This window comes from Janthinobacterium pasteuri, assembly GCF_051380775.1.
Lineage (GTDB): Bacteria > Pseudomonadota > Gammaproteobacteria > Burkholderiales > Burkholderiaceae_D > Janthinobacterium.
The window spans coordinates 1-24927 of sequence record NZ_JBNYXS010000024.1; the positions used below are offsets into that span (position 1 = coordinate 1).

General features: G+C 64.7%; 20 protein-coding genes. 4 read left to right on the top strand and 16 right to left on the bottom strand.

Annotated features, from left to right (window positions below):
• Positions 1–129 precede the first annotated feature (129 nt).
• The 16 genes from ACQ4WN_RS20995 to ACQ4WN_RS21070 all read right to left on the bottom strand — a co-directional run bounded on the left by ACQ4WN_RS20995 (position 130) and on the right by ACQ4WN_RS21070 (position 20640).
• Positions 130–1053, bottom strand: a complete 924-nt coding sequence (locus ACQ4WN_RS20995; protein WP_436553261.1) for a diguanylate cyclase domain-containing protein — start codon at positions 1051–1053, stop codon at positions 130–132.
• Positions 1050–5531 (bottom strand): PAS domain-containing protein, encoded by a 4482-nt coding sequence (locus ACQ4WN_RS21000; RefSeq protein ID WP_436553262.1) that lies wholly within the window; start codon positions 5529–5531, stop codon positions 1050–1052. The genes ACQ4WN_RS20995 and ACQ4WN_RS21000 overlap by 4 nt, the downstream gene beginning before the upstream one ends.
• 257 nt (positions 5532–5788) lie before the next feature.
• Entirely contained in the window at positions 5789–6361 is a 573-nt protein-coding gene (locus ACQ4WN_RS21005; protein ID WP_436553263.1) for a prepilin-type N-terminal cleavage/methylation domain-containing protein, read from the bottom strand.
• An 87-nt stretch (positions 6362–6448) separates the two neighbouring features.
• The gene (locus ACQ4WN_RS21010) at positions 6449–7183 is read right to left on the bottom strand and encodes a hypothetical protein (RefSeq protein ID WP_436553264.1); all 735 of its coding nucleotides are present in this window, start codon (positions 7181–7183) and stop codon (positions 6449–6451) included.
• Entirely contained in the window at positions 7183–7956 is a 774-nt protein-coding gene (locus tag ACQ4WN_RS21015; protein ID WP_436553265.1) for an ABC transporter permease, read from the bottom strand. The genes ACQ4WN_RS21010 and ACQ4WN_RS21015 overlap by 1 nt, the downstream gene beginning before the upstream one ends.
• An 11-nt stretch (positions 7957–7967) precedes the next feature.
• Positions 7968–8678, bottom strand: a complete 711-nt coding sequence (locus tag ACQ4WN_RS21020) for a type II secretion system protein (protein ID WP_436553266.1) — start codon at positions 8676–8678, stop codon at positions 7968–7970.
• Positions 8675–9397: a hypothetical protein gene (locus ACQ4WN_RS21025; protein ID WP_436553267.1), complete on the bottom strand. Its 723-nt coding sequence runs from the start codon at positions 9395–9397 to the stop codon at positions 8675–8677. Before ACQ4WN_RS21025 ends, ACQ4WN_RS21020 begins: the two co-directional genes overlap by 4 nt.
• A complete protein-coding gene (locus ACQ4WN_RS21030) occupies positions 9394–9801 on the bottom strand; it encodes a hypothetical protein (protein ID WP_436553268.1) in 408 nt (135 codons plus the stop codon). The genes ACQ4WN_RS21025 and ACQ4WN_RS21030 overlap by 4 nt, the downstream gene beginning before the upstream one ends.
• A complete protein-coding gene (locus ACQ4WN_RS21035) occupies positions 9798–10481 on the bottom strand; it encodes a hypothetical protein (protein ID WP_436553269.1) in 684 nt (227 codons plus the stop codon). The genes ACQ4WN_RS21030 and ACQ4WN_RS21035 overlap by 4 nt, the downstream gene beginning before the upstream one ends.
• Entirely contained in the window at positions 10478–12040 is a 1563-nt protein-coding gene (locus ACQ4WN_RS21040) for a hypothetical protein (RefSeq protein ID WP_436553270.1), read from the bottom strand. The genes ACQ4WN_RS21035 and ACQ4WN_RS21040 overlap by 4 nt, the downstream gene beginning before the upstream one ends.
• 7 nt (positions 12041–12047) lie before the next feature.
• On the bottom strand, positions 12048–13253 hold the full coding sequence (locus ACQ4WN_RS21045) for a type II secretion system F family protein (protein ID WP_436553271.1): 1206 nt from the start codon (positions 13251–13253) through the stop codon (positions 12048–12050).
• Positions 13253–14956: a GspE/PulE family protein gene (locus ACQ4WN_RS21050; protein ID WP_436553272.1), complete on the bottom strand. Its 1704-nt coding sequence runs from the start codon at positions 14954–14956 to the stop codon at positions 13253–13255. Before ACQ4WN_RS21050 ends, ACQ4WN_RS21045 begins: the two co-directional genes overlap by 1 nt.
• Before the next feature lie 5 nt (positions 14957–14961).
• Positions 14962–16392 carry a tetratricopeptide repeat protein gene (locus tag ACQ4WN_RS21055; protein ID WP_436553273.1) on the bottom strand — a complete coding sequence of 477 codons (1431 nt, stop codon included), beginning with the start codon at positions 16390–16392 and terminating at the stop codon, positions 14962–14964.
• Positions 16389–18341 (bottom strand): secretin GspD/PilQ domain-containing protein, encoded by a 1953-nt coding sequence (locus ACQ4WN_RS21060; RefSeq protein ID WP_436553274.1) that lies wholly within the window; start codon positions 18339–18341, stop codon positions 16389–16391. Before ACQ4WN_RS21060 ends, ACQ4WN_RS21055 begins: the two co-directional genes overlap by 4 nt.
• 107 nt (positions 18342–18448) lie before the next feature.
• Positions 18449–19915 carry an AAA family ATPase gene (locus ACQ4WN_RS21065; protein ID WP_436553275.1) on the bottom strand — a complete coding sequence of 489 codons (1467 nt, stop codon included), beginning with the start codon at positions 19913–19915 and terminating at the stop codon, positions 18449–18451.
• On the bottom strand, positions 19912–20640 hold the full coding sequence (locus ACQ4WN_RS21070; RefSeq protein ID WP_436553276.1) for an ABC transporter ATP-binding protein: 729 nt from the start codon (positions 20638–20640) through the stop codon (positions 19912–19914). Before ACQ4WN_RS21070 ends, ACQ4WN_RS21065 begins: the two co-directional genes overlap by 4 nt.
• Before the next feature lie 208 nt (positions 20641–20848).
• Here ACQ4WN_RS21070 and ACQ4WN_RS21075 point away from each other — a divergent pair, with 208 nt between their 5' ends.
• The 4 genes from ACQ4WN_RS21075 to ACQ4WN_RS21090 are packed head-to-tail and all read left to right on the top strand — an operon-like array spanning position 20849 to position 24873.
• Positions 20849–22552 carry a GspE/PulE family protein gene (locus ACQ4WN_RS21075; RefSeq protein WP_436553277.1) on the top strand — a complete coding sequence of 568 codons (1704 nt, stop codon included), beginning with the start codon at positions 20849–20851 and terminating at the stop codon, positions 22550–22552.
• A 1-nt stretch (position 22553) separates the two neighbouring features.
• Positions 22554–23786, top strand: coding sequence for a type II secretion system F family protein (locus ACQ4WN_RS21080; RefSeq protein ID WP_436553278.1), 1233 nt, complete (start codon positions 22554–22556; stop codon positions 23784–23786).
• The gene (locus ACQ4WN_RS21085) at positions 23783–24334 is read left to right on the top strand and encodes a type II secretion system protein (RefSeq protein WP_436553279.1); all 552 of its coding nucleotides are present in this window, start codon (positions 23783–23785) and stop codon (positions 24332–24334) included. The genes ACQ4WN_RS21080 and ACQ4WN_RS21085 overlap by 4 nt, the downstream gene beginning before the upstream one ends.
• A 59-nt stretch (positions 24335–24393) precedes the next feature.
• Positions 24394–24873 (top strand): prepilin-type N-terminal cleavage/methylation domain-containing protein, encoded by a 480-nt coding sequence (locus tag ACQ4WN_RS21090; protein ID WP_436553280.1) that lies wholly within the window; start codon positions 24394–24396, stop codon positions 24871–24873.
• Positions 24874–24927: the final 54 nt, after the last annotated feature.

The window sequence follows — 24927 nt, forward strand, 5'->3', positions numbered from 1 at the left end:
GAAGGTTTTCCACTGGGCTGGCTGCATGGAAGACTCCCGTTTGTCTGCTATGTACCGTCAGACAGCAGGGCCCCAGGAAAATTCTCGGAATTCCCCTACTTATCGGGGACAGAGCCTAAATAATCAATCTCACACCCCCTCCGACGCGCAATACCTATCCCGCCCCGTATGCTTGGCACGGTACAGCAGGGCGTCGGCGGCGCGGATCAGGGCGCTGGGGTCCATGCCTTCGGTGGGCATGACGCTGGCCACGCCCAGGCTGACGGTGACATGCGGGCCGACGCTCGACCTGGCATGCGCGATGTGCAGGGCGCGCACTTCGTCGAGCATGCGCCGGGCTACCACTTCAGCGCCGTCGCGCGTTTCCTGCGGCAGCAGGATGATGAATTCCTCGCCGCCATAGCGCGCCAGCAGGTCGGGCGGGCGCGTGGCGCAGCGGCGCAGGGCGGCGCTCACCTGCTGCAGGCACAGGTCGCCCGCCTGGTGGCCATACGTATCGTTGTAATCCTTGAAGTGGTCGATATCGGCCATGATGAGGGCCATCGGCACGCCATCGCGCGCGCAGCGCCGCCATTCGCTGTCCATGGTGTCATTGAAGCTGCGCCGGTTGGCCACACCCGTCAGCGAGTCGGTCAGCGACAGTTCGCGCATGGCGTCGGCCTGGCGCTTGATGGTCAGCTGGCTGCGCACGCGGGCGCGTACGACGGCTGCGTTGAATGGTTTGGTGATGAAGTCGACGGCGCCCGCTTCCAGTGCCCGCGTCTCGTCTTCCGGTTGGTTCAGGGCCGTGACGAAGATGACGGGAATGGCGCTCAGGATGGCCGATTCGCGCAGCGCATTGCACACGGCATAGCCATCCATGCCGGGCATGACGGCGTCGAGCAGAATCAGGTCGGGCAGTTGATTATGTGCAATTTCCAGCGCCTTCTCGCCGTTCAGGGCGAACAGCACCTCGTGTTCCTCGCGCAGCAGCTGGTGCAGGATCTGGATATTTTCCATGGCGTCATCGACGATGAGGATGCGCCCGTTCATGGCAAGGTTGGTCCAGCTCACTTGTTTTCCTCTCGTTTCAGCTGATCGAGCACAAGCTTTTCCGCCTCGGAAAAATTCAAGGTCTCGATCGCATTTGCCATCGCCAGAGCCGCTTCCCGGTCTGACTGTTGCAGGGCGGGGTGCAGCGCGTGGAAGTGCGCCAGCGCCTTCAGGTTATTATTGCCGAGCAAGACGAGCAGCTCGGCCAGGCTGGCGCGCAGGTCGAATGGCTCGCTGCCGGGCGAGGCCCGCGCCTGCTGCCCGCGTCTCAGGGGCGAGGGCAGGGCGCGCGCCGCGTCGATGACTTCGGCCATCGCCAGTTCCAGTTGCCCCAGAAGGGCTGCGGTGGCGTGCGAGTGGGCCCCTTGCAACGCCTTTTCCGCTTCGCCAGCCAGGCTGGCGATGTGGGCGGCGCCCAGGTTGGCCGCCACGCCGCACACGCGGTGCAGCAGTTGCGCCGCCTGCTGCGCCTGACCGGCGTCCAGCAAGCGCCGGGTTTCCTCGACGGCGTCGCCTTGTGAATTCTCAAAGCGCTTGAGCAGTGCCAGGAAGGCGCCGTAATCACCGCCGAAGCGGTGCAGGGCGGCCGCCAGGTCGATGCCGGGCACCGTGGCCGGCACTTCCAGCGTTTCCGTGGGGGCATTGCCTGCGTGGACGGCGCTATTGCCCGTCCTCTGGGGCGCCTGCACCAGCCGGGTCAGGGTCTGGATCATCTCGTCGACATCGATGGGCTTGGCCACGTGCGCATTCATGCCGCTGGCGATGGCGCGCAGGCGGTCCTCGTCCATGGCATTGGCCGTCATGGCGATGATGGGCAGGTTTGCCAAGCCCAGCGCGCGGATGGCCAGGGTGGCGTCGTAGCCATTCATGACGGGCATCTGCAAATCCATCAGCACCGCATCCCAGGCGTCCGGCGTGCTGGTGAGCAACTCGACGGCCAGCTTGCCGTTGGCGGCCACGGCCACGCGCGCCCCCGAGTGCAGCAAGATGTACTGCGCCACTTCCTGGTTGATTTCATTGTCTTCCACCAGCAGTATGCGCATGCCTTCCAGCAAGCCCGACAGGGGCGTGGACACGGGCAGCGCGGACGGGGCGCTGCGGCCTTCGCGCACAGCCGTCACGGCCGCCAGCAGACGCGCCGGGGTGGTCGGTTTCGAGACGACGCCGGCCAGCATCAGGCTGTCGGCCAGGCGTTCGAGGTCTTCGCTATCCTGGTCGGCCACCAGCATGATCACGGGCGGCAGCGCCAGGTGTTCGTCGGCGCGCGCCTCGGTGAGCATGGAAATGCCATCCATGCCGGGCATGGCAGCGTCGAGCATCAGCAGGTCAGCCGGCGGCAAGCCGTCCAGGCCGCTGGCGCTGGCGCGCAGCAGCGCCAGGCCGGTCGCAGCACTGTCGGCACTGCGGCTGTGCCAACCCTGCGCCGTGCACCAGTCTTCCAGCATGGCGCGCACGCTGGCGTTGTCGTCGATAATCAGTAGAGACAGCGCCCTGGAGGCGCTCTTGCCGGGCGGCTCGGACGGCGGCGCCACCTTGTCAAAGCGGCAGCTGAAGCGGAAGTCAGAGCCTTCGCCCAGCGCGCTTTTCACGCTGAGTCTGCCTCCCATCAATTCCACCATGCGCCGGCAGATGGCCAGCCCCAGTCCCGTGCCGCCGTACTTGCGGCTGGTACCGCTGTCGCCCTGGGAAAACGCGTCGAAGATGCGTTCCTGTTCGGCCGCGCCGATGCCGATGCCCGTGTCGCGCACGGAAAACTCGAGCGTGGCGCTGCCCGCATCCTCGGCCACCTTGGCGATGGCCAGCACCACTTCGCCATGCGCGGTGAACTTGATGGCGTTGCCCACCAGGTTGATGAGGATCTGTTCCACGCGCAGGGCATCGCCGATCAGTTCGTCCGGCACGCCAGGGTCGAGCACGAATACGGGTTCCACGCCGCGCGCCCAGGCGCTGCTGGCCAGCAACACGCCTACGCTGCCCAGCATGCGCTCGAGCTGGAAACGGCGTTGTTCCAGCACCATCTGTCCCGCCTCGATCTTGGAAAAATCGAGCACGTCATTGACGATATTGAGCAGCGACTGCGTGGCCATCTGGATCTTGCTGACATAGCTGCGCTCGCGCCGCTCCAGCGGCGACTCTTCCAGCAGGCGCGCCAGGCCGATGATGGCGTTCATCGGCGTGCGGATTTCATGGCTCATGTTGGCGACGAATTCGCTCTTCGCGGTGCTGGCTGCCTCGGCCTTGTCGCGCGCGCGCACCATTTGCTCGTTCAGTTCGTGCAGGCGCAATTGTGTGCGCTTGAGTTCGGACACGTCCGAGGCCAGCACGAAAAAGCCGCGCACGCCGCCGCTGTCGTCGATGTCGGGGATGTAATTGTTCCACGTAGGGTACACCTGGCCGGCGGGATCGAGCAGGTCGCGCTCGAAGCTTTGCGGCCGGCCCGCCAGCACGCCCTCGACATGGGGCGCATACAGGTTGAACAGTTCCTGCCCCAGCAATTCGCGCATGTGGATGCCGGCCAGCTCGGCGCTGCCGCGGCCAAACCATTCATTATAGAAATTATTCGCAAAGCGGCAACGCAAGTCGGCGTCCCAGTACGACACCATGCCGGGCAGGTTGTCGGTGACGGTGCGGATGAAGCGCTCGCTTTGCTCCAGGCGCACGGTGGTGGCGTGCAGCACCTCGGTGGCGCGCTTGCGTTCCGTGATATCGATCGATACCCCCAGCACGTGGCTGGCGCGCCCCGTATCGTCGCGCAAGACCACCTTGCGCGTGGTGAAGTGGCGCGTGGTGCCGTCGGCCGTATTGATCGCCTCTTCTTCGATTTCCACCATCTGCCCCGTGGCCAGCAGCTTGCGGTCGGCGCTGACGAAGGCGGCCGCCTGCTGCGGCGGGAAGAAGTCGTGGTCCGTCTTGCCCAGCAATTGCTCGCGCGAGCGTCCCAGGGTCAGTTCCGCGTGACGGTTGACCATTTCAAAGCGCAGCTTGTCGGCGCGCTTGACGAAGACCATGGCCGGGATGTTTTCGATGATGGTGCCGAACAGATGTTTCGAACGGCGAAATTCCGCTTCGCTGCGCTTGCGCTCGCAGACGTCCAGCCACAGGCCCGATACGCCCAGCAACTGCTGTTCCGGGCCGACAATCGGGTGATACGAGACGATCCAGTGGCTCAGCTGTTCGCGCTGCTGCCCGCTATGGCCTTTCAACTCCATGTCGACGATGGGGATGCCCGTCTCCAGCACCTGGCGCACGCAGCGCTCCACGTCCGCGCGCACGGCGTCGTCGAACAGCATGGCGCCCACGGGACGGCCGAGATGCTGCGCCACGCTGGCACCGTTGATGGCGGCCAGGTAGTGGTTGATCATGACGATGCGCAAATCCAGGCCCACGAACAGCATGCCGATGGGCGCCGTCGCATACACGGTTTCCAGCAGGCGCGTGGATTTTTCCAGGGCCAGCGTGCGTTCTGCCACCAGGCTTTCGAGCTGCGTGCGGTGGCGTCGCAGGTCACGTTCCAGCGCGCCCAGGGCGCTGGCCATGTCGGCCGATTCGCGATCCGTGTGCCTGTTCGAGAGCAGCGGTTTGCCCTGTGCCAGCGCGTGCATCTGTACGGTCAGTTCCTGCAGGGTGCTGGCCAGGCGGCCGCCCACGCGCCAGGCCAGCGCAAAGCCGGCACCCAGCAGCAGAGCCAGGATGACGGAACCCGTGACTACCGAGCGCAGCAGGGCTTCGGTCACCGTGCTGGTGCGCATGGTGACGGCCACCGTCCAGCTGTCGTCGGGAGCGCGGCGAAAGCCCGTGTAGACGTCCAGGCCTTCCAGGGTGGCATGGCGCAGCACGCCCTCGCGCGCCTCGCGTATCTGTTCCAGCAGGGGCGCCGCGCTGCGCTGGCCCACATAGCGCTGCGGCGCCAGGGTGCGCGCCACGTTGATGCCGTCGGCATTGATGATGGCCGCGCCCAGATAGGCCGGCAGGTGCAGTTCGCGCAGCAGCACGGGCAGGTAGTCGGGCGGGTACAGCGCCGTCAATACATGGGCGCCCCCCTTGTCGCGAGGCAAGGGCAGGTTCAGGGCCAGCCGCGGCACGTCGTCCGGCGCCATGAGCAGGCTGGTCAGCCGCGCCTTGCCGTACGCGCGCGCGCGTTCCATGCCGGCGGCCCATTTTTGCGGCAAGGGGGGCGGTGCCAGGTTGGCGGGCAGGGCCGTATTGATCAACTGGCGTCCCTTGGCGTCGGAAACGATGAAGGCACTGACGGCCAGGCCAGGCTGCAACAGGCTGTCGGCCAGGATGCGCAGGGCGCCGATGTCGTCGGCTTGCAGGGCCGGCGAGGCAGCGAGGATGCGCGCGGCCATCTGGGCGCCGCTCAGGTCGCGTTCGACGGTGGCGGCGACTGCCCGTGCCGCCTGCGCTGTTTCGCTGACGACATGGTCGCGTTCGCGCGTATAGCTTTGTGCCACGAGCAGGAGAAACACCAGCGCCGTCGGAATGATCCAGGCGAGCACCAGCCATGAAATTCGTGAGCGTATCGAAGGCAAATCTTGCACCCGGAAAGCTCCCAGAATGGATGAGTCGACAGGCAGGCTCGCGCTGGCTGACCTTGAGTGAAAAGATGCTAGACGAAATTGATTGGTCTGACAAGCTTAGTTTCTGGAGTGGAAAAAGCTTGTGCCAGGCATACAGATGCAGCGCCGCGCTGTGCCGATGGCAGGCGGGCGAGGTGCGCATCCTGCATGGTTTTGTTGTGATAGTGACTGGCAGGTCAGAAAAACACGGCGATGCGGGGAATGATCGCACCGGCATTGCCATATGGCATGTTCGCCCGCACGCTGCCCGTGCTGGCCACGCCATCGTCGAGTTTGCTGTCGATCTGCTCGGCGTAGCTCTCGGGCAAGTTGTCAAAACGGATGCCATTGCCGGCGCGCCCGCCGATTTCGTCGTTGTACAGGTAGACGGCGCCGCCCTGGGCGCTGGTCATGAATTGCGAGGTGCCGTTGTAAGAACCCGTGATGAAGCCGCCCAGCGCCAGGTGCTGCGGCGCCAGGGTGAATTCGCGCGGCTGGCCGTCGCCGATCTGGCCGTCGCCATTGCCGTTGCCGGCCGAATTGGGCACGTGGGTGGTGCCCTGGATATCGTCGCCGGGCAGGGCGCGGAATTTGTCCTGGTAGGCGTTGACGGCGGCCGTCAGCGCATTCGACTGCTGGATGATGTTTTTTACCTTGGCGCTGTCGATCAAGCCTTGTCCTTTGAGCACACCACCGAGCAGCAAGCCGATGATGACCAGGACGATGGCGATTTCTACGAGCGTAAAGCCGTGCTGGCGGCGTGGGAGCATGGGGTTTCCTTGAAAAAAAGTGCTAGTGCCTAGAATGGCAGTTTACTGCAAATGGTGCCGGACGCGCATAGCATTTCGGCCGGCGGCTCATGGTACGGCTCTGGCTTTCTTTGCGGCAATTTGGGCGGCCAGTTCGTCGAGCCGGCGCGCCAGGAAAGCCAGTTCGTGCGGGTCGGTGATCTGGCCGCTGGCGATCAGGCCGCCGATCACCAGACGGGCGCTGTCGAGCTGGTCCATGTCTTGCAGGATGAACGCTTCCATCTCGCGCACCCATGGTGGTACCTGCCGCCCCGTCGCCAGCTGGCGCAGATCGCGCGCATACGACAGGGCCAGCGGCAGGTCGTGCAGCTGGTGCTTGGCCACCAGCGTCGCCTGTGCCATGGCGGGCCAGCGACGGTTCGGATCGGCGGCAAAGCTGGCGGCGACAAACGCCAGCATGCGCCGCGCGCGCTGCGCATCGGACACGCCCGCGTAGACGACGCTGGCGGCCACCAGCGCGTACTGGCTGCGCGGATCGAGCGTTTGCGCCGTGTCCAGCCAGCCGGCCAGGCGGCCATAGTCGAGTTCGCGCCACGGCAGGCTGACGCCGGGCTGGTCCTCGAATGACTGCAAGTACAGCAGCATGGCCTTCGACATCGCCAGCGGCTCGCCCAGGCTGGCGAGGCGCGCCACGGCCGCTGGCGGCGGCGCTGGCAGGAGTTGCGCCTGGGCCGGAGCGTGCTGCTGCGCCAGACGCCAGCCCAGTTGCAGCAGCAGGCATGCGGCCAGCAGCCAGCACAGAGGGCGTGGCACGCTCGACCAGGGGCGTTGGGAGCTGGCCATCAGATGTTGCGGCGGTAAAAGTCGCACAGCGCGCAACTGGCCAGCAAGCCGACATAGATGGCTGTCTGCGCCGCCACGTGGCCCAGGGCTTGCCAGTCGCCGGTCGCGTACAGCAGCCAATCCGTGCGCGTAAAGGCGTCGAGGCGGGGCAAGAGCAGGGCCAGCATGTCGATGGCGCCCGCCGTGGCCCGCTGTGCCAGAGAGTCGCCCACGTGGGGACCGTGCGCCAGCAGTTGCAGGCTGCCCAGCATGCGCGCCAGCACATAGAAGCCGCCCGTGGCGGCCAGTGCTGGCAGGGCCTGTTGCAGGCTGGCCGCGCACAGCAGGCTGAAGGCGGCGATGATCCATAGTTCTCCCAGCAGCGACAGCGCCCACAGCGCACTGTGCGCGGGCGCGGCGAATAGCGCCATCAACAGGCCGAACAGCAAGGCGGGCACGGCCGCCAGCGTTGCGTAACCGAGCAGTTTGCCCAGCAGGTAGGCCGCGCGCGGCATGGGCAGTGCGAGCAGCAATTCGAGGCCCCGGTCGGCCGCTTCGCGCGCCATGCTGGTGATGATGAACGTGGCCAGCAGGAAGACGCTGGCCAGGCGCAAGGTGGCCGCCAGCAGCGCCGCCTGCACGGCGCCGCTTTCCGTCAGCGCCAGTTGCTGCAGGAAGCCGGCCAGGGCGGCGGCGCCGCCAGCGGCCAGCACGAATAACCACAGCAGGCGGCTGCGCAGCGCTTCGAGCAGCGTGTAGCGGGCGATGGTGAGGGCGGGCCGGAGCATGGACATGGGCATCGGCATCAGTGGGGCAGCCTTTGTGCCGCTACCATGCGGTTGAACAGGATATTCGGCGACAGCCAGGCGACGAGGTCGTCGAACTCGCCGCCTGGTTGCTGCGGGCCGCTGGCGGCGCGGCTGATGAAGGTGGTGGCGTTCGATGCATTGTTGCGCTCGTCGACATTGTTGCCGAAAGGCACAGCCTGGCGCTGGCCCTGCACGCTGGTGGCGCCAAAGCCGTTCTTGCCGTGGGACATGATCATGGCGGGGATGTCGTTCAGCGCCGTCGCCTGCAGCAGCGCGCCGCCATTGCGCGTGACGATGCTGATGTCGCGCGGCGTGGACAGGCTGAAGAGCTGGCCGCTGTCGCTGAAGGCAGGCGTCACGCTGTAGCGGAACAGATTGTTCCAGCTGTCTCCCTGGCGCAGCCCCAGCGTGGCCCACGGCAGGAAACCGGCGCGCTTTTCACCATTGCAGCGGACGCCGAGGCGGTCTTCCAGGCCATTGCCGGCGGAGATGGCTGGGCACGGCAGGTAGCCATAGCGCAGCGCGTAGCCCGTCAGCGCTTCCTTCGCCTCGTCCAGGGCCTTTTGCGTCTCGGCCACCTTGCGCTGTTCCAGCTGCACCGTCAATGGCGTGACCAGGCCGCCTATCATCAGGCCGACGATGACGAGCACGATGGCGATCTCGATCAGGGAAAAGCCGCCCTGGCGGCGCGAACGGAGGGCGCTCATGGCAGGTTGCGCGCGGCGCGCATGCGTTGATACAGGGTGGGCAAGGTAATCCAGCTCAGCATGTCGTCAAAGGCGCCGCCCGCCAGCGCGGCATTATCGGTGGCGGGGCGGGCAACGAAACGGCGGCTGGCGCTGTCGTTACTTGCTTCGTCGATATTGCCGCGTGCCGTATTGATCTGCGTCACGCCGCTGGCGGCCGTGCCGTGATGTTCCTTGCCTTGCGAGAACAGCACGACAGGCAGGCATTGGGCGCTGACGTCGCATTGTTCCTGTCCCGCCACGTAGACGAAGTCGCCGCGGCTGTTGCGCGTGAGGACGACGCGGTTGGCGATGGCGGAAAACGAGACGACGGGCGCGCGCGCCATTTCCGGTGTGACGCTGTAGCGCAGCAGCTTGCCCCAGGCGTCAACACCCGCCACGCCCAGCGCCACCCACGGTAGGAAACCGCTGCACTCGGCATCGTTGGCGCAGTCGGTGGCCCGCTCGCGCCCGTCGAGGGCGGAGGCGGCCGGACGGGGCAGGCGGCCTTGCGTGGCAGAAAATCCCAGCAAGGCTTCGCGCGCCTGCGTCAGGGTGGCGAGGGTACGCTGCTGGCGTTCGGCCTCGCCCGTATTGCGGCCGAAGGCGCTGATCAAAAGGCTGGCCGCGCCCAGGCCTAGTACTGCCAGCAGCAGGAGCAGGGCCGCGCCGCGCTGGCGATGTGGCTGTCGTGGCGTCATGGCTGCGCCTCCTGCACCTCGGTGACCGTACTGCTGGCCGGGTCGTAGCGCTGGCCAGGCTTCAGCAGCACCACCTGGCCGTTCGACAGGCGCAGGGTCAACGTGCCGGGCATGCCACGGGCAAGACGGTTGTGCGGCTCGTTCTGCGCTTCCTGGTTCAGCCAGACGGTAGAGCGGCCGCTGCTGCGCAGCACCACGCCATTCAATTCCACGGGCGGGGCGGGTGGCGGCGGTGGCGGGGGCGCCGCCAGGGCGGGATCGGCCGGCGGCGGCCCGTAGCGCTGCGCATCGATCTGGGCGCGCTGCTCGGGCGACAGGAACAATCGCCCCAGCTGGGGTGACTGGGCGCGGGCCGTCAGCGCGCTGCCGGCCAGTAGCGCACACAGGACGAGGGCGCACTTCATGGCCGCCCCAGTTCGGGCACGGCCATGCTGCCCAGAGTCAGCCACAGCAGCTCGCATTCTGCGCCCAGGGTGGGCGGCGCCCCACTGCCGCCCCCGGCCGCTGCCTGGCGCTTGAGCGTGCAATCCTGCACGGCGAAATAGCCGACCTGGCGCAAATCGTCGAACAGATTGAGCAAATCCATCTCGTGCAGCAAATCCATGCGCAGGCGCATGCGGCTGCCGCGCAGATGATATTGCCCCATTACCATGGGCAATGGCACTTGCAGCCCTTGCTGAGGGCTGATTTCATAGCTTATCGGCAATAATTTGCGCTGTTCCTGGCTGCGGCGGATGGCGTCGATCCAGGCCAGGCGGTTTTCCTCGCCGATCAGGCCGCGCTGGCGCAAGGCCAAAAATTGCGGTTCGTAGGCGCGGATTTCCTGCTTCTCCGCTTCCGCGTGGTTGAACAGGGTAGTGGCCGCCGAGCGCGTGCGATGCGCCATGTCCAGCTGCTGCGCTTCGCGCGCGCGGTAGGTGGCGCTCAGGCTGAGCAGCACCATGCTGGCCAGAAGGGTCAGCGCAAAGCACAGCAGGGCGTTGCGCACCAGATGCAGTTCGCCCAGCCAGGCAGGCAGGGCGCGCGCGGGCGTGCCGGCCCGCTGCATGCCGGGAAGGGGCGGCTGCTTGACGGGGCCGCTCATGGCTGCCACGCGAGCAAGAGGGTAAAGCGGGCCTGGCTGTCCGGCGACGAAACGGCGCTCTTGCCGGACAGGGCCACGCTGGGGCGCAAGTCCAGCGGCGTTTCCTCGATCGTCACCTGCAAGCCCGGCTGGCGCGCCAGGGTTTGCGCGAAGGCCGTGATGGCGGCCAGGGCGGCGCGGTAGTCATTGTTCGGCATGGCCACGTCCGCTTCCAGGCGCAGCGCCTGCGGCGGCGCGACGGGAATGCCGGCCTGGGCGCTGCCGCCCTGCAAGCCTGCGCCCGGCCGCTGCGCTGGCTGGCTGCCGGCCGTACGCACGGGCGCCTGGCCCGCATGCCAGTGCAGCTGGCTGAGCGCAACCTGCGGCGCCTGGTTCAGCGCGGCACCCAGCATGCCCAGCAGTCGGCCCGGCTCCGGCGCCTGGTTGGCGATCATCTGGCCCAGGGTCACGGCCACTTTCATGTTCTGCGTTTTGGCCGGCGCCGGCGGCTGAGCCGACATGACGATGCGGTAGCGATCCTGGTAGGACGCCGTTTCTTGCGCCAGGCGCTGCGTAGCGGCATCGGCGGTGATGCCGCTGAGTAAGTTAATCGCGCACCACAGCGCGGCCGAACCGCCGATCAGCGCGCTGGCGCCATACAGCGTGTTGCGCGCACGCTGGAAGTGGTAATAGCGGGCCAGCGTACCGGGCGGATAGTGGCTGGGCGGTGGATGCTTGCCCAGCAAGGTCAGCAGCAATTCGTCGGCCAGCGCGGGCGTCTGGCGCAAGCCTACCCGTTCGCTGGCCAGCTTCAGGTCGATGAAGTGGTAAGCCACTTCCACACCGTTGTCACACAGCAATTCGAGCTTGGCAATCTGCGCGGCCGGCGCCAGGATGACGGTATTCAAGACGTCGCCGCGCGCCAGCATGCGCGTGCTGGTGAGAAATTGCCGTGTCTTTTCCGTTTCCAGCGCAATATTCACGGCCACGCCGTCGAGCGCGATGGCCAGGGTCTGGCGCGAAAAACGCAGCTGGCCTTTTTCGTAATAACTTTGCCGCAAGCCGCCCGATTGTTGCGTCACCAGCAGCAGGTGTTCGTGCGTGATCGACAGCTTTTTGACCAGGGCAATACTCAGCAGGCTGGTCGAATAGATGCCGGCCACGGGCACGCGCAAGTGCTCGAGCGCCTCCGTCCACGGCTGCAGCAAGGTGGGATTGGTCAGCGCAAAGAACAGCACCTGATCGTCGTGGCGGCCAGTGTCTTCGCGGCCCAGCAAGGTGCTGCCCCGGTAGGGCGTATCGCGGTGCAATTGCTGCTTGCGCCGCTCCAGCAGCGCCCGGCCCGCCTTGCCGCGCACGTGGGGCAGCAACTGGCGCTGGAAATCTTCCTCGATCAGGTCCGTCAGCAGGTAGGCGGGCACGTCGAGCCGCTGTGCCTGCGTATCTTCCAGCCAGGCGGCGAAGCCATCCAGCCCGGCTGCGCTGGCAGGGAAGGTCTGGCCCTGGCCCAGCACGCCGTGGTCCCAGTCGTAGGCGCACAGGGCGTCGCTGGTAATGTAGAGTAATTGTTTGCGGAACACGGCGGCCTCAGGTCTTGAGTGTGCTGATGGTGTCGTAAATCGGCCCCAGCACCGACAGCATGATCCAGCCCAGCAGCAGGCCCAGGATGACCGTCATGGTTGGCTCGATCATGGCCTGCACTTTTTCGATCAATTCCTTCACTTCGCGGTTGTAAAAGTAACTGACATTGCGCAAGGCCGTGTCCAGCGAACCCGTTGCCTCGCCCACCTTCAGCATGCGGATCACCAGCGGCGGGAAGATACCCGTGTGCTGGAAGGCGGCGGTGACGCCGTAACCCTCGCTGATCAGCTGCGCAGCGCGGCGCAGCCCGGCCGCCACCACCTGGTTGCCGGCAATGCCTTCGGACAGGCGGATGCATTCCAGTATCGTGATGCCGGAGGCATACATCAAGGCAAAAAAAGTGGCAAAGCGGGCCAGGATGATCTTGTGCAGCACGGGACCGACCAGCCACAGCCGCAGTTTCAGGCCGTCCCAGGCGTAGCGCGCCGCGCTGCTGCGGCGCACGAGCGCGCGCAGGCCGAAAAACAGCAGCACGGGCAAGGCCAGTAGCAGATACCAGTAAGCGATGAAGACATTCGATACAAAAATGAGCACTCGCGTATGCAGCGGCAGCTCGCCGCCCATGTTGCGAATGAAAGCCGTCAGCTGGGGCACGAGATAAATCATCAGGAAAAACGTCACGGCAGCCACCACCACGGCCACGATGACGGGGTACATGACGATCTTGCGCGTCTGCGACGCCAGCTCATCCTGCCACTTCAGGCTTTCCGACAGGTTCTTGAACACGTCGGCGATCCTGCCGCTTTGTTCTCCCGCAAGGATCAGGCTGGTAAACGTGGCGTCGAAAATGTCGCCATGCTGGGCCAGCGCACCCGACAGGGGCAAGCCGCCCTCGATGCTTTCAATCAAGTCCGTGACGACTTCGCGCAGGCGCGGGTGGTCCGTGCTTTCGCGCAAGTCGTTCAAGCCCTCCAGGATGGGCACGCCCGCACCCGTCAATTGTTCCATGTGGAAACAGAAATTGATGAGGTCGCGACGGTGGATGATGCGCTTGCCCAGCAGTACCAGATACTGGCCCGTGATCTTGCAATCGATCAAGTCGAGCTGCATGCGGTGCAGGCGCGCTTCCAGGTCCGGCACGTTGGCCGCTTCCATGCTGCCGGGAATCAAGCCGCCGGCGGCATCCATGGCGCGGTAGACATATTGTGCCATCAGGCCAGCCTCTCCGTCAGGTCGACCACGCGGCCCACTTCTTCCAGGGTCGTCACGCCTTCCATCACGCGGCGCATGCCGTCGTCGACGATACCCTTGAAGCCGGCCGCGCGCGCTGCGTTCTTCAATTCGCGGCTACTGGCGCGGCGCGCCGTCAATTCATCGAGTTCGGCCGTCATCTTGAGGATTTCCATGATGGCCAGCCGGCCCTTGTAGCCCTGGTGCGCGCAACGCTCGCAGCCGACGGCGCGGCAGATGGACACGGGCGCCTCGTCTGCCGTCAGGCCCAGCAGGCGCCGCTCGACATCGTCGGCGATCAGCGTTTCCTTGCAATGCGGGCACAAACGGCGCACCAGGCGCTGCGCCACGATGCCGATGATGTTGCCGGCCATGATGTCGGGCAGGATGCCGATGTCAAGCAGGCGCGCCACGGAACCGATGGCCGAGCTCGTATGCAGGGTGGAATACACCTGGTGGCCCGTCATGGCGGCGGCAAAGGCCATTTCCGCCGTTTCGCGGTCGCGGATTTCGCCCACCAGAATGATGTCCGGGTCTTGCCGCATCATCGAGCGGATGCCGTCGGCAAAGCCCAGCTTGACCGATTCGTTGACGGAGGTCTGGCGTATCATGTTCATCGGATACTCGACCGGGTCTTCCAGCGTCATGATGTTGACGCTTTCCGTATTGATATGGTTGAGTATCGAATACAGGGTGGTGGTCTTGCCGCTGCCCGTCGGGCCCGTCACCAGGATGACGCCATCGGGGCGCGCGATCATCAATTTGAGCAAGTTCAATTCCGCCTCGGCCAGGCCCAGGGCATCCAGCGGCACGATGCCTTTTTGCCGGTCCAGCACGCGCAGCACGACGTTTTCGCCATGCGTGGTGGGCTGGGCCGAGGCGCGGAAGTCGATTTGCCGGCCGGAAAACTTGATGCTGATGCGCCCATCCTGCGGCGCGCGCGCCTCGGCGATATTCATGTTCGACATCACCTTCAGGCGCACCGCCATGGCCGGCCAGTACGATTTGTGCAGGCTGCGGATTTGCCGCAGGATGCCGTCGATGCGGTAGCGGATGCGCAGGAACGACTGTTCCGGCTCGAAATGGATGTCGGAGGCGCCGTTCTGCACGGCATCGGCCAGCAGCGCGTCGATCAGGCGCACCATGGGCTGGCTGTATTCGTCCGACGGCGAAGCCATGCTTTGATAGCTGACTTCGCCCGTCTCGATTTCGTGCAGGATGCCGTCGATCGACAGCTCGAAGCCATAGTACTGGTCGATGGCGCGCGAAATATCCGATTCGTTGACGAGCACGGTGGAAATCGTGATGCCCTTGACCAGCATGGCGCTGATCTGGTCGAGCGCCACGATGTTGCTGGTGTCGGCCATGGCCAGGATCAGGTTGTCCGCCTGGCGCTCGTAGACGATAGGAAAGACGCGGTAGCGCTTGGCCACGTCCTTCGGGATCAGTTTCAGGGCGATGGCGTCGACCACCAGGCTGGCCAGGTCCGCGCTGACCTGTTTCAGGTTTTCGCTGAGCGCCTCGCGCACGGTTGCTTCCGTGACGAAGCCCAAGGTGATCAGCAGCTTGCCCAGCGGTTCGCTGCTGCGCCGCTGCTCGATCAGGGCGATGCGCAGCTGGTCTTCGCTGATCACGCCTTTCTGGATCAGTAACTTGCCCAGTGGAAGTTTTGCCTGTTCTGCCATGTCGCTTATTCTTGACGGGGTGTGATAGTGGCCGGCTCGGCCGGAGCTGTCCCTGCTGCTGCCGCCTGCGCGGGGGCTGCCAGGTCGCGCAGGCGCGTTTGCACCACGGCCTGGTCGAACGCGGCCGGCGTGGTTTGCGCCAGGGTCAATGCGCGCTGGTAATACGTGGCGGCCAGCCTTGGCTGGTTCAGCCGGTCCAGGCCCACGGCCAGATTGAATGCATAGTCGGGATTGGCGGGCGCGGCGCCGTAGGCGCGGAAAAATTGCTGCTGCGCTTCGTTCCAGCGGCGCTGCTTGGCGTACACATTGCCCAGTGCAAACAACACGGGGGCGCTGTCGGGGGTACGCGCCAGGATGGCTTTCAGCCTGGCTTCGCTCTGCACCACGTCGCCCTGGCGCAGGCCGATCAGGCCGGCCAGCGCCTCGCCATCGTCGGGGTTGATTTCCAGCAAACGTACGTACAGCGCTGCCGCCTTCGCACCCTGGTTCTCGCGCAGGGCCACGGCCGCCATGCCCAGCAGCGCGTCGCGGTTGTTGGCATCTTGCCGCAGCACCGTTTCATATTGCTGACGTGCAAGACCCAGCTGGCCCCCGTTGAAGGCCTGGTAGGCTTGCTGCACGCCGGGGTTGATTTGCGGCGCGGCAACGCTGCGCTGTACCTGGATCTGGCTATTGTCGGGCGCCGCTATGGGCGGCAGGCTGGGCGGGGCGGGCGGCGCCATGTGCGCCAACTGCGCGGCCACGGCGGCCTGGGCCGCCGCCTGTATCATCGCCTGCTGGTCTGCCGCACCCGCTTGCTGGCGCGCGTCACGTGCGATGTCCGGCGGCGGCGTCGCGGGGGACGGCGGGGCGTCTGGCTGCGCCGTGCCCGTTGCCGGCACCACCACGACGGGACCGGCGCCACCGACCGCGCCCGGGGCGTCCGTCAGCGGCATGGGCACGCCGGGCAGGTTGGCGCCCGCGCCGGGGCTGGTGCTGGCGCGCCAGTACCAATACCCCATGGCACCGGTAACAAGCAGCAGGATCGCCAACAGGATGGCCAGTCGCACGGTGGCCGGGTCGACGCTGATGGGCCCCCTGGGGCCTTTCGGCGGCGTATTGCTGCGGCTGGCGCGTGGCCGGGCGGGTGGCGGTTCGGGGCGAGGGGACTGCTGCGCACCCGGTTGCGGGTCTGGCGGTGAACCCGGCTGGGCGCCGCTGGGCGCCGGCTGCGGCGCCGGTGCATCCGGCAGCGGTTCCAGGCTCAGGGTGCTGGCAGGCTGCACGGGCGGCGCGCCCGCCGGCGTGGCAGGCGTGGGATGGGGCGGCAGGACGTCGGCCGGTGCCAGTTCCAGCACCTGGTCGTAGGCTTCCGATGGCTTTTCAAGCTCATCGTCGGAAAGGCTGTTCTGTTTGGCGCGCTCGGCCTTCTTGAGCGCCTGCATCAGCAAGCTCATGGGACGTCTCCCTGCAGGCGTGCCTGCGGCTGGACGGCGGGCGCAGGCGGGCCATCCGTGTACGGCTGGGTGTTGAGCGGCGCCTGGCCGGGCAACAGGTAGCGGTAGTCGCGGTAATCGCCGTCGATGCTGGCATCCTTGACCACCACGGGGCGCATGAAGATCACCAGCTCCGTCTTGCTGCTCGCTTCATTGCGATAGGTAAACAGATTGCCCACCAAGGGCAGGCTGTACAGGCCCGGCACGCCATCCTTGGCATTGTCGATGGAATCTTGCATCAGCCCGCCCATCACGGCGATCTGGCCATTGCTCACTTTCATGATCGATTCCAGCTCGCGCGCCTGGATCACGGGTACGCGGCTTTGCACATTCGCCGTGGCCAGGGCAGGATTCGGGTCTTGCACGTAGCCAACGATGCGCGTGATGGTGGGGCGCACGTTCAAGGTCACTTCATCGCTGTCGGAAATCTGCGGGGTGACGCTCATGACGAAGCCCACGGGCACCGTTTCCAGTTTCGATTCGTACGTGGCCGGCGTGGTGATGGTGCCCGTCGAGCTGATCACGGCGGGCGTCACTTTGATGGTAAAGAAGACATTGTTGTCCACCACCTTCAGCATGGCCGTCTGATTGTTGAGCACGCTGATCTTCGGACTGGACAGTACTTTCACCTTGCCGAACGATTCGAGCAGCTGGATGGTGGTGGCAAAACTGTCTTTCGCATAATTGAGCAGGAAGATGCCCGGCGTGATATTGGGCGTGACGCCGCTGGACAGGACCGTCGTGCCCACCTGGCCTTGCCGCAGCTGCAGACTGCCCGTCAGGCGCGACCAGTTGATGCCTTGCTGATATTCATTGCTCAGGCGCACTTCGATGATGGTCGCTTCGATCAGCACTTGACGCTTGGCGCTGTGCACTACCGCATCGAGGAATTCGGCGATCTTTTCGTGCTGACGCCCCGTGGCCCGCACGGCGATCAGCCCGCCCTCCACGTTGACGACCACAGACGACGGGCTGCCCTTGTTGGCCAGTTTTAACAGCGGCATGCCGTTCGCGTCCAGCGGCTGGCCAGGGTTCGCGTTCTGCCCGGCCACCTGCTGACCCGGCGCATACTGGCCGCTATTCTGTCCGCCATTTTGCATCGGCGGCTGGGCGCCGAACTGGCCCGCCGCGCCCGTCGCGGGGACATTGCCGGGCTGGTTTTGCGGCTGGCCCTGCTGCCCTTGCTGGCCGGGCACGCTTGTCAATTGCTGGTTCAGCTGCGCCAGCGGGTCCACCTGCACATCGTTGAGCGTGGTCTCGCGCAGCAGGTCGCGGATATTCTTTTCCAGGCTGTACCAGAAATTATTTTCCGAACGATTCACCACCAGGGTGGTCGAATTGTTGTTGCCATTGCTGCCTTGCGTACTGCCGACGGGATTACTGGCGTTGTTCGAGCCGCCGCCCGCCGTGGAGATTTGCGTGGCGATATTCACGCTGCTGTTGGTGCTGCGCGCCATGTTGACGTAATCGACCTTGTAATTGCGCCAGACGGGCGCGTCGGGCAGCACCGTCAGGTTCTTGCCATCGATTTCGTAGCGCATGTCGACTTGCTTGCCGATACGCGACAGCAACTGCGGCAGTGTCTGGTTCAGCGCATTCAGGGTGACGCTGCCCTCGATCTGCGGGTGGATGTCGATATTCATGCCCGCGTCGCGCGCCAGCGCAAACAGCAGCGATTGCACGGGCACTTTGTGCACGGTGACGCTGTACGTTTCCACTTTGGGCGCGGGCAGGGGCGCGGCCAGCGCACTGCTCTGCTGCACCGGTTCGGGAATGGCGCCGGCGGGGCGGGGCGGGGCATTGATGTGGCCAGGCGACAGCGGCGTTTGATGCGCGGCGCAGCCAGCCAGCATCGCGCTGCAGGCGAGGGTGACCCAGGAGGCCAGCACAGGAATAGGGTGTTGATTCATGAAAAGTTCGCCCTTGGAGTCGTGTTGTGCTTTTGTAATTTTAACCAGCATGATGGCCTAAAAGCAATCGGCTGTGCAGGCTAGGGAGGCAATATGTAGAAATAAAGTCAGGGTGCGCCACGCCCCGATTGTGCCGGGGGCGCGGCTTTCATTTCCGTGCGGATACTGTCTATGCTGCTCAGCAATATTTTCTGTGGCGACGCAGGGGCCATTCTGGCCCAGACGGTTTCGGCACTGGCCCGGTCGGCAAAGCTGCCGTAGACGATGGCCAGGCGCGCGGCGGGGCTGGCGGGCGCCTGCTGTGGCGACTTGCCTGGCGACTTCGCTGGCGGCTTGCTTGCGGGGGCTGCGCCAGGCAGGCGAAAGACGTGGACGTCGTGCAGGCCGATGGCTTGCTGCGCCTGCTGCAAAAAAGTTTCTGCCGCTGCCGTCTCGCTGGCGGGCAGGTTGGCAATTTGCAGTACCAGTTGCTGCGCCCCTTGCTGTGCCAGCCAGCCGCGCGATTCGGCCAGCTTGCTGTCGAGCAGCGTTGACGGCGCTGGCTGGGGCGCATGCGGGAGCGCTGCCTGAAGCGCGGCTGGCGTCGCCATGGCCGTTGTCTGGCCAGGCGTCAGCCATTGCCACAGCAGCGCAGCGGCCAGTATCAGCATCAGCGCGCTCAAGGCGCCCGCCAGCAGCTTGCCTGCGTGCCATGGCGCGCGGTAAAAGGGACTGTCGGCGATGGCCAGGCGCACATGGCGTCCATGCACTTGCCGGGCATCGTCCGCAAATGCTGCCAGCAAGGCCTTGTCGGCCAGGATATTGACCCTGCGCACGATGCCCTGCGAGGAGCGCGCCAACCGGCGCAGCGCGGTCGGTGTGAAAACGAGCGGAGCCGTGCGGCCGGCGGCGGCCAGGCGGCACATCAGATAGTCGTTCAGCAATGCCTGCGGCAGGCACGGCACGGTAAAACTGTGGGTGATGCGCTCCTTTAACTGGCGGAACTGGGGCAAGTCCAGCGTCTGCTGCAATTCCGGCTGGCCAAACAGGACGATTTGCAGCAGCTTGTGGCTGGCCGTCTCCAGGTTCGTCAGCAGGCGCAGCGCTTCCAGGGTGGCGCCCGGCATGGCTTGCGCTTCTTCGGCCAGCAGCAGCACCTGGCGCCCGGCCGCATGCCGGGCGATCAGCTCGCCGTGCAGGGCGCGCAGCACGGCATCGGCGCGGCAGCCGTCCAGTTCCAGGCTCAGTTCGGCGGCGATGGCGTGCAGCACTTCGTCCGGTTCCAGGCGGGGATTGAGCAGGTACACCACGTCGACGTGGGGTGGCAGGCGTTCGGCCAGCATGCGGCACAGCATGGTCTTGCCGCTGCCCACTTCGCCCGTCAGCTTGATGATGCCTTCGCCTTGCGTGACGGCATACAGTAGGGCATCGAGCAGTTCGCCCCGTGTATTACCGGTATAAAAGAAGGCCGGGTCCGGCGTGATGCCGAAGGGCGCCGTGCGCAAGCCGAAATGGTCCAGATACATGCCGTGCGGAGACGGTGCGTAAGGCCGCTCGGACGACGCCTGGGGCGTAGCGTGCGTGTCGGTGTTCATGCCGCGATGCAATTGAGGAAAGCCTGTTCCAGGCTGGCGCCCTCCGCACCGCCATGGTGCGTGCGGCATTCGGCGGGCGTGCCTGCAAACACGATGCGGCCCCCATGCAGGATGGCCATGCGGTCGCACAATTCTTCCACGTCGGCCAGCGCATGCGAAGTGAGCAGGGCGCCGCGTCCCTGCGCGCGCGCTTGCCGCAGCACTTGCTTGAACTGCGCGCGCGCCTTCGGGTCGAGTCCGCTCATAGGCTCGTCCAGCACCAGTTGCGGCTTGCCCGACAGCAAGCAGGCGGCCAGCCCCAGTTTCTGCATCATGCCTTTCGAATAGTCGCGCGCGGGGCGCAGCAAGGCGTCCGGCGCCAGGTCCAGCGCGTCCAGCGCTTGCCGCAGCGCTTGCGCATCGGGACGCACATTGTGCAGGCGCGACAGATAGCGCAGGAAGTCGCCGCCTGTCAGGTAGTAGGGCGCCTGGAAACGTTCCGGCAAAAAGGACAAGGGCTGGCGCGCCGCGCCATGCCGGTGCGGCTGGCCGAAAATGGCGATGTCGCCCCGCTCGGGCGTGCAAAAGTCCAGCAGGCATTTCAGCAGGGAAGTTTTCCCCGCGCCATTCACGCCGACCAGACCGAACAGTTCGCCCGCGCGTACCTGCAGGTTGACGCCGCGCAGCACGGCGCTGCCCGCCAGCTGCAGATGCACGTTGTGAAACTCGATGGCGCAGGCGTTCATAGGGGTAATGGGCGGCAGGCAAGACGGTGTACGAGCGCCATTATTGCCATGGGTGCAGGTGGGCTGCAAGTGTTTCCTTGCAGAGTGTTGAAATGCGCGAAAATCAAGTCACGGAATGTATTTTCTTTAAGAAACAACACGTTCTGGAATAGAATAGCTCCGTGCGCCGCTGGCGTGCAGCATCTGTTGAATCTGTCGAGGAGCAAGCATGGCAAGGCCAGATAAAGTCCGGCTCGGTGAAATTTTGGTGCAGCAGCAATTGCTGACGGAAGAACAGTTGGGCCAGGCCTTGGCGGAGCAGAAGCGCTCGGGGCGCAAGCTGGGCCGCGTTTTTGTCGAGCACGGCTTTGTCACGGAAGAGCAGATTTCGGGCGCCCTGGCGCGCCAGCTGGACATTCCCTACATTAACCTGAAGTTCTACAACATCAATCCCGAGCTGGTGCGCCTGCTGCCGGAAACCCAGGCGCGCCGTTTTCGCGCGCTGGTGCTGGAAGACCGGCGCGAGGATTTGCTGATCGGCATGTCCGACCCAACCGACCTGTTTGCTTACGATGAAATCTCGCGCCTGGTCAAGCGCCATATCGAATTAGCCGTGGTCAACGAAACGGAAGTGCTGGCCGCCATCGACCGCATCTACCGCCGCACGGAGGATATCTCCACACTGACGCGCGAGCTGGAGCAAGACCTGGGCGACGTGTCCGTCGACTTCGGCGCACTGGCCGCCAATCCGGGCCTGGAAGAGGCACCCATCGTCAAGCTGCTGCAGTCGGTGTTCGAGGACGCCACGCAGGTGCGCGCCTCGGACATCCACATCGAACCGCAGGAAGGCCGGCTGCAGATCCGTTTCCGCATCGACGGCGTGCTGCACCTGCAGACGGAAGCGGACAGCAAGATCGCCAGTTCGCTGGCGCTGCGCCTGAAACTGATGTCCGACCTGGATATTTCCGAGAAGCGTTTGCCGCAGGATGGCCGCTTCGCCATCCGCGTGAAAAACCAGCGCATCGACGTGCGTATCTCCACCATGCCGACGCAGTATGGCGAATCGGTCGTGATGCGGCTGTTGAACCAGGGCGGCACGACCTTGCGCCTGGACGCCATCGGCATGCCGCCCAAGCTGGTGCAACAATTCCGTGCCATCGTGAACCGCCCGAACGGCCTGGTGCTGGTGACGGGGCCGACCGGTAGCGGCAAAACGACGACCTTGTACTGCGCCTTGTCCGAACTCAATTCCGTGGAAAAAAAGCTCATCACGGTGGAAGACCCGGTCGAGTACCGCTTGCCCGGTATTAACCAGGTGCAAGTGAACGACAAGATCGAGCTCAATTTTGCCCGCGTGCTGCGCTCGGCCCTGCGGCAAGATCCCGATATCGTGCTCGTCGGCGAGATGCGCGACCAGGAAACGGCGCAAATCGGCTTGCGCGCCGCCATGACGGGTCACTTGGTGCTGTCGACCCTGCATACGAATGACGCCATCAGCACGCCGCTGCGACTGATGGATATGGGCGTGCCGCGCTACATGGTGGGCAGTTCGCTGCAAGCCGTGCTGGCGCAGCGCCTGGTGCGCGTGATCTGCGAAAGCTGCAGCACGCCGTACCAGCCCACGCCCAACGAATACGAATGGTTGCGCCTGGAGCTCGGTGAGTTGGTCGAACGCAACCAGTATTTCCACGGCAAGGGCTGCTCGCATTGCAATGGCATGGGTTACCGGGGCCGCACGGGCGTGTACGAATTGCTGGAAATCACGCGCGCCGTGGCCGACGCCGCCAACCATGCCGATCCTTCCCACTTCATGAAGGTGGCGATGGCGCAGATGGCGGGCGAAACCCTGCGCCGCCACGCTGTGCAGCTGGTGGTACAGGGTCGCACGACGGTGATGGAAGCGATGCGCATCAGCAACCAGAGCGAGGATTAAGGTGCCGTTTTTCTCCTACAGGGCGCGCAATGCCAGTGGCGAACTGCTGACCGGCGTGATGGAAGGCGCCGACAGCGGCGCCGTGGCCGACCAATTGTTTTCCACCGGCGCGACGCCGGTGGAAATCCTGGTGACCAAAAAAGCCGCCACCACTGGTGCCGATATCGGCTGGTGGCAAAGACTGACGGAGAAAAAAGTCAGTTCGATGGACGTGCAGTTGTTCAGCCGCCAGCTGTACACCCTGCTCAAGGCGGGCGTGCCCATCATGCGCGGCCTGGCCGGCTTGCAGGAGTCCGCCATCAGCCCCGCGTTCGGGCGCATCATCAAGGATGTGCGCGAATCACTCGATGCGGGCCGCGAACTGTCGGCCGCCATGGCGCGCCACCCCACCGTGTTTACACCGTTTTACCTGTCGATGGTGCGCGTGGGCGAAATGACGGGGCGCCTCGATGAAGTGTTCCTGCGATTGTTTGACCACCTGGAGTTCGACCGCGACATGCGCGCGCGCGTGAAGTCTGCCACGCGCTACCCGAGTTTCGTGATCGTGGCCATGATCGTCGCCATGGTCATCGTCAATATGTTCGTGATTCCCCAGTTCGTGACAGTGTTTGCCAGCTTCAACGCCGAACTGCCCTTGATGACGCGCATCCTGATCGGCACGTCGGCCTTCACGGTGGCGTATTGGCCTTTGCTGCTGGTACTGAGTATTGCCGCGGTAGCCGCGTTCCGGGCCTGGTTGCGCACCGTGCCTGGCCGCTTCACATGGGATCGCTACAAGTTGCGCTTCCCCATCGCCGGCAAGATTATCCTGAAAGGCACCATGGCGCGCTTCGCACGCAGTTTTGCCCTGTCCAGCACCAGCGGCGTGCCCATCGTGCAAGCGCTGTCGGTGGTGTCGCAGACGGTGGACAATGCCTACCTGTGCGCCCGGGTCGAACAGATGCGCGACGGTGTCGAGCGCGGCGACAGCATCCTGCGCACCTCGGTGGCGGCAGGCGTCTTCACGCCGGTGGTGCTGCAAATGATCGCCGTCGGTGAAGAGTCCGGTTCACTCGATGATCTGATGGATGAAATCGCCCAGATGTACGAACGGGAAGTGGATTACGAATTGAAGACCTTGTCTGCGCAGATCGAACCCATTCTGATCGCTTTTCTTGGTGCCATGGTGCTGGTCCTGGCACTGGGCATCTTCCTGCCGGTGTGGGACCTGGGCAAGGTGGCCCTGCATAAATGAAGCCGCGCATTTCGCCAAAAAACAACATGTTGGCTGGCAAGACAGGGCAGCGCGGTTTTACCTTGTTTGAACTGGCCGTCACCGTGTCCGTCATCGCCGTACTGGCGGTCGTTCTGCTGAGCCGGTTGACGGTGCTTCGGGAGGAAGCGGAGCGGGTCGCGGTACAGCAAACGCTGCTGGCGCTGCGCGCGGGGCTGCGCATGCAGGTGCTGGAATTGTATGCGTCCGACCGGCAAAACCAGTTGCCGGCGCTGGCCGGGAAAAATCCTATCGATTGGCTGGCTGAAAGACCGGTCAATTATTTGGGTGCCTATACGGCGCCGGCGATAGAAAAACTTCCCCAAAGTCATTGGTTTTTTGATCAAAGTAATGCAGAATTAATATATATATTAAATCGAGGCAACATTTTTGGCGGATACCGTTCCGAGTTGCTTCAATTCAAGGTAAGCTTGCAGCAAGCGCCCCTTGCTTCGGCCAAGCCCTCAAGCCCGGTGGATGTGCCGCAGGTGGTCCTGATGCAGCTGGGCGAGGCGGGCGGGCTGAAATAACTTTTATATTCTGCGGGCAAATTTTGCCAGCATTGTTTTTTGATTTTTTGGAGATCAGCATGAAACTGCAATCAATTCGTCGTTTTCAACAGGGTGCTCAAGCGGGCTTTACGCTGATCGAGTTAGTCGTCGTCGTCGTTATCCTGGGCATACTGGCGGCCACCGCGGTTCCCCGTTTTATCAATTTGTCGGTGGATGCCCGCCTGGCGAAAATCAACGGCGCCCGTGGATCGGTGCAGGCAGGCGCTGCCCTGGCTCATGCGCAATGGCTGGTCGAAGGTGCGGTCGCCACCGCCACCAAGGTGACGATGGATGGTACCGATATCTCCATTGTGAACGGCTATCCTGACGTCGCTGGTATTCAGCTGGCGGCCGGTATCTCGGCACCGGATTTCTCATTGACGGGCGCCGCGCCATTATCGATCGCCGCCGATGCGAGCCATCTCAAATGTGCGTTTACCTATACCGTCGCCACGACCACTGCGGCGGCAGTGGTGAGCGCCGCACCTACCGCTGCCGCTGCCAAGACAGATTGCTAATAGCGTAAGCCCCGCATGCGGCGGACAGTCGCACCGCATGCAATCCGCCTGGTT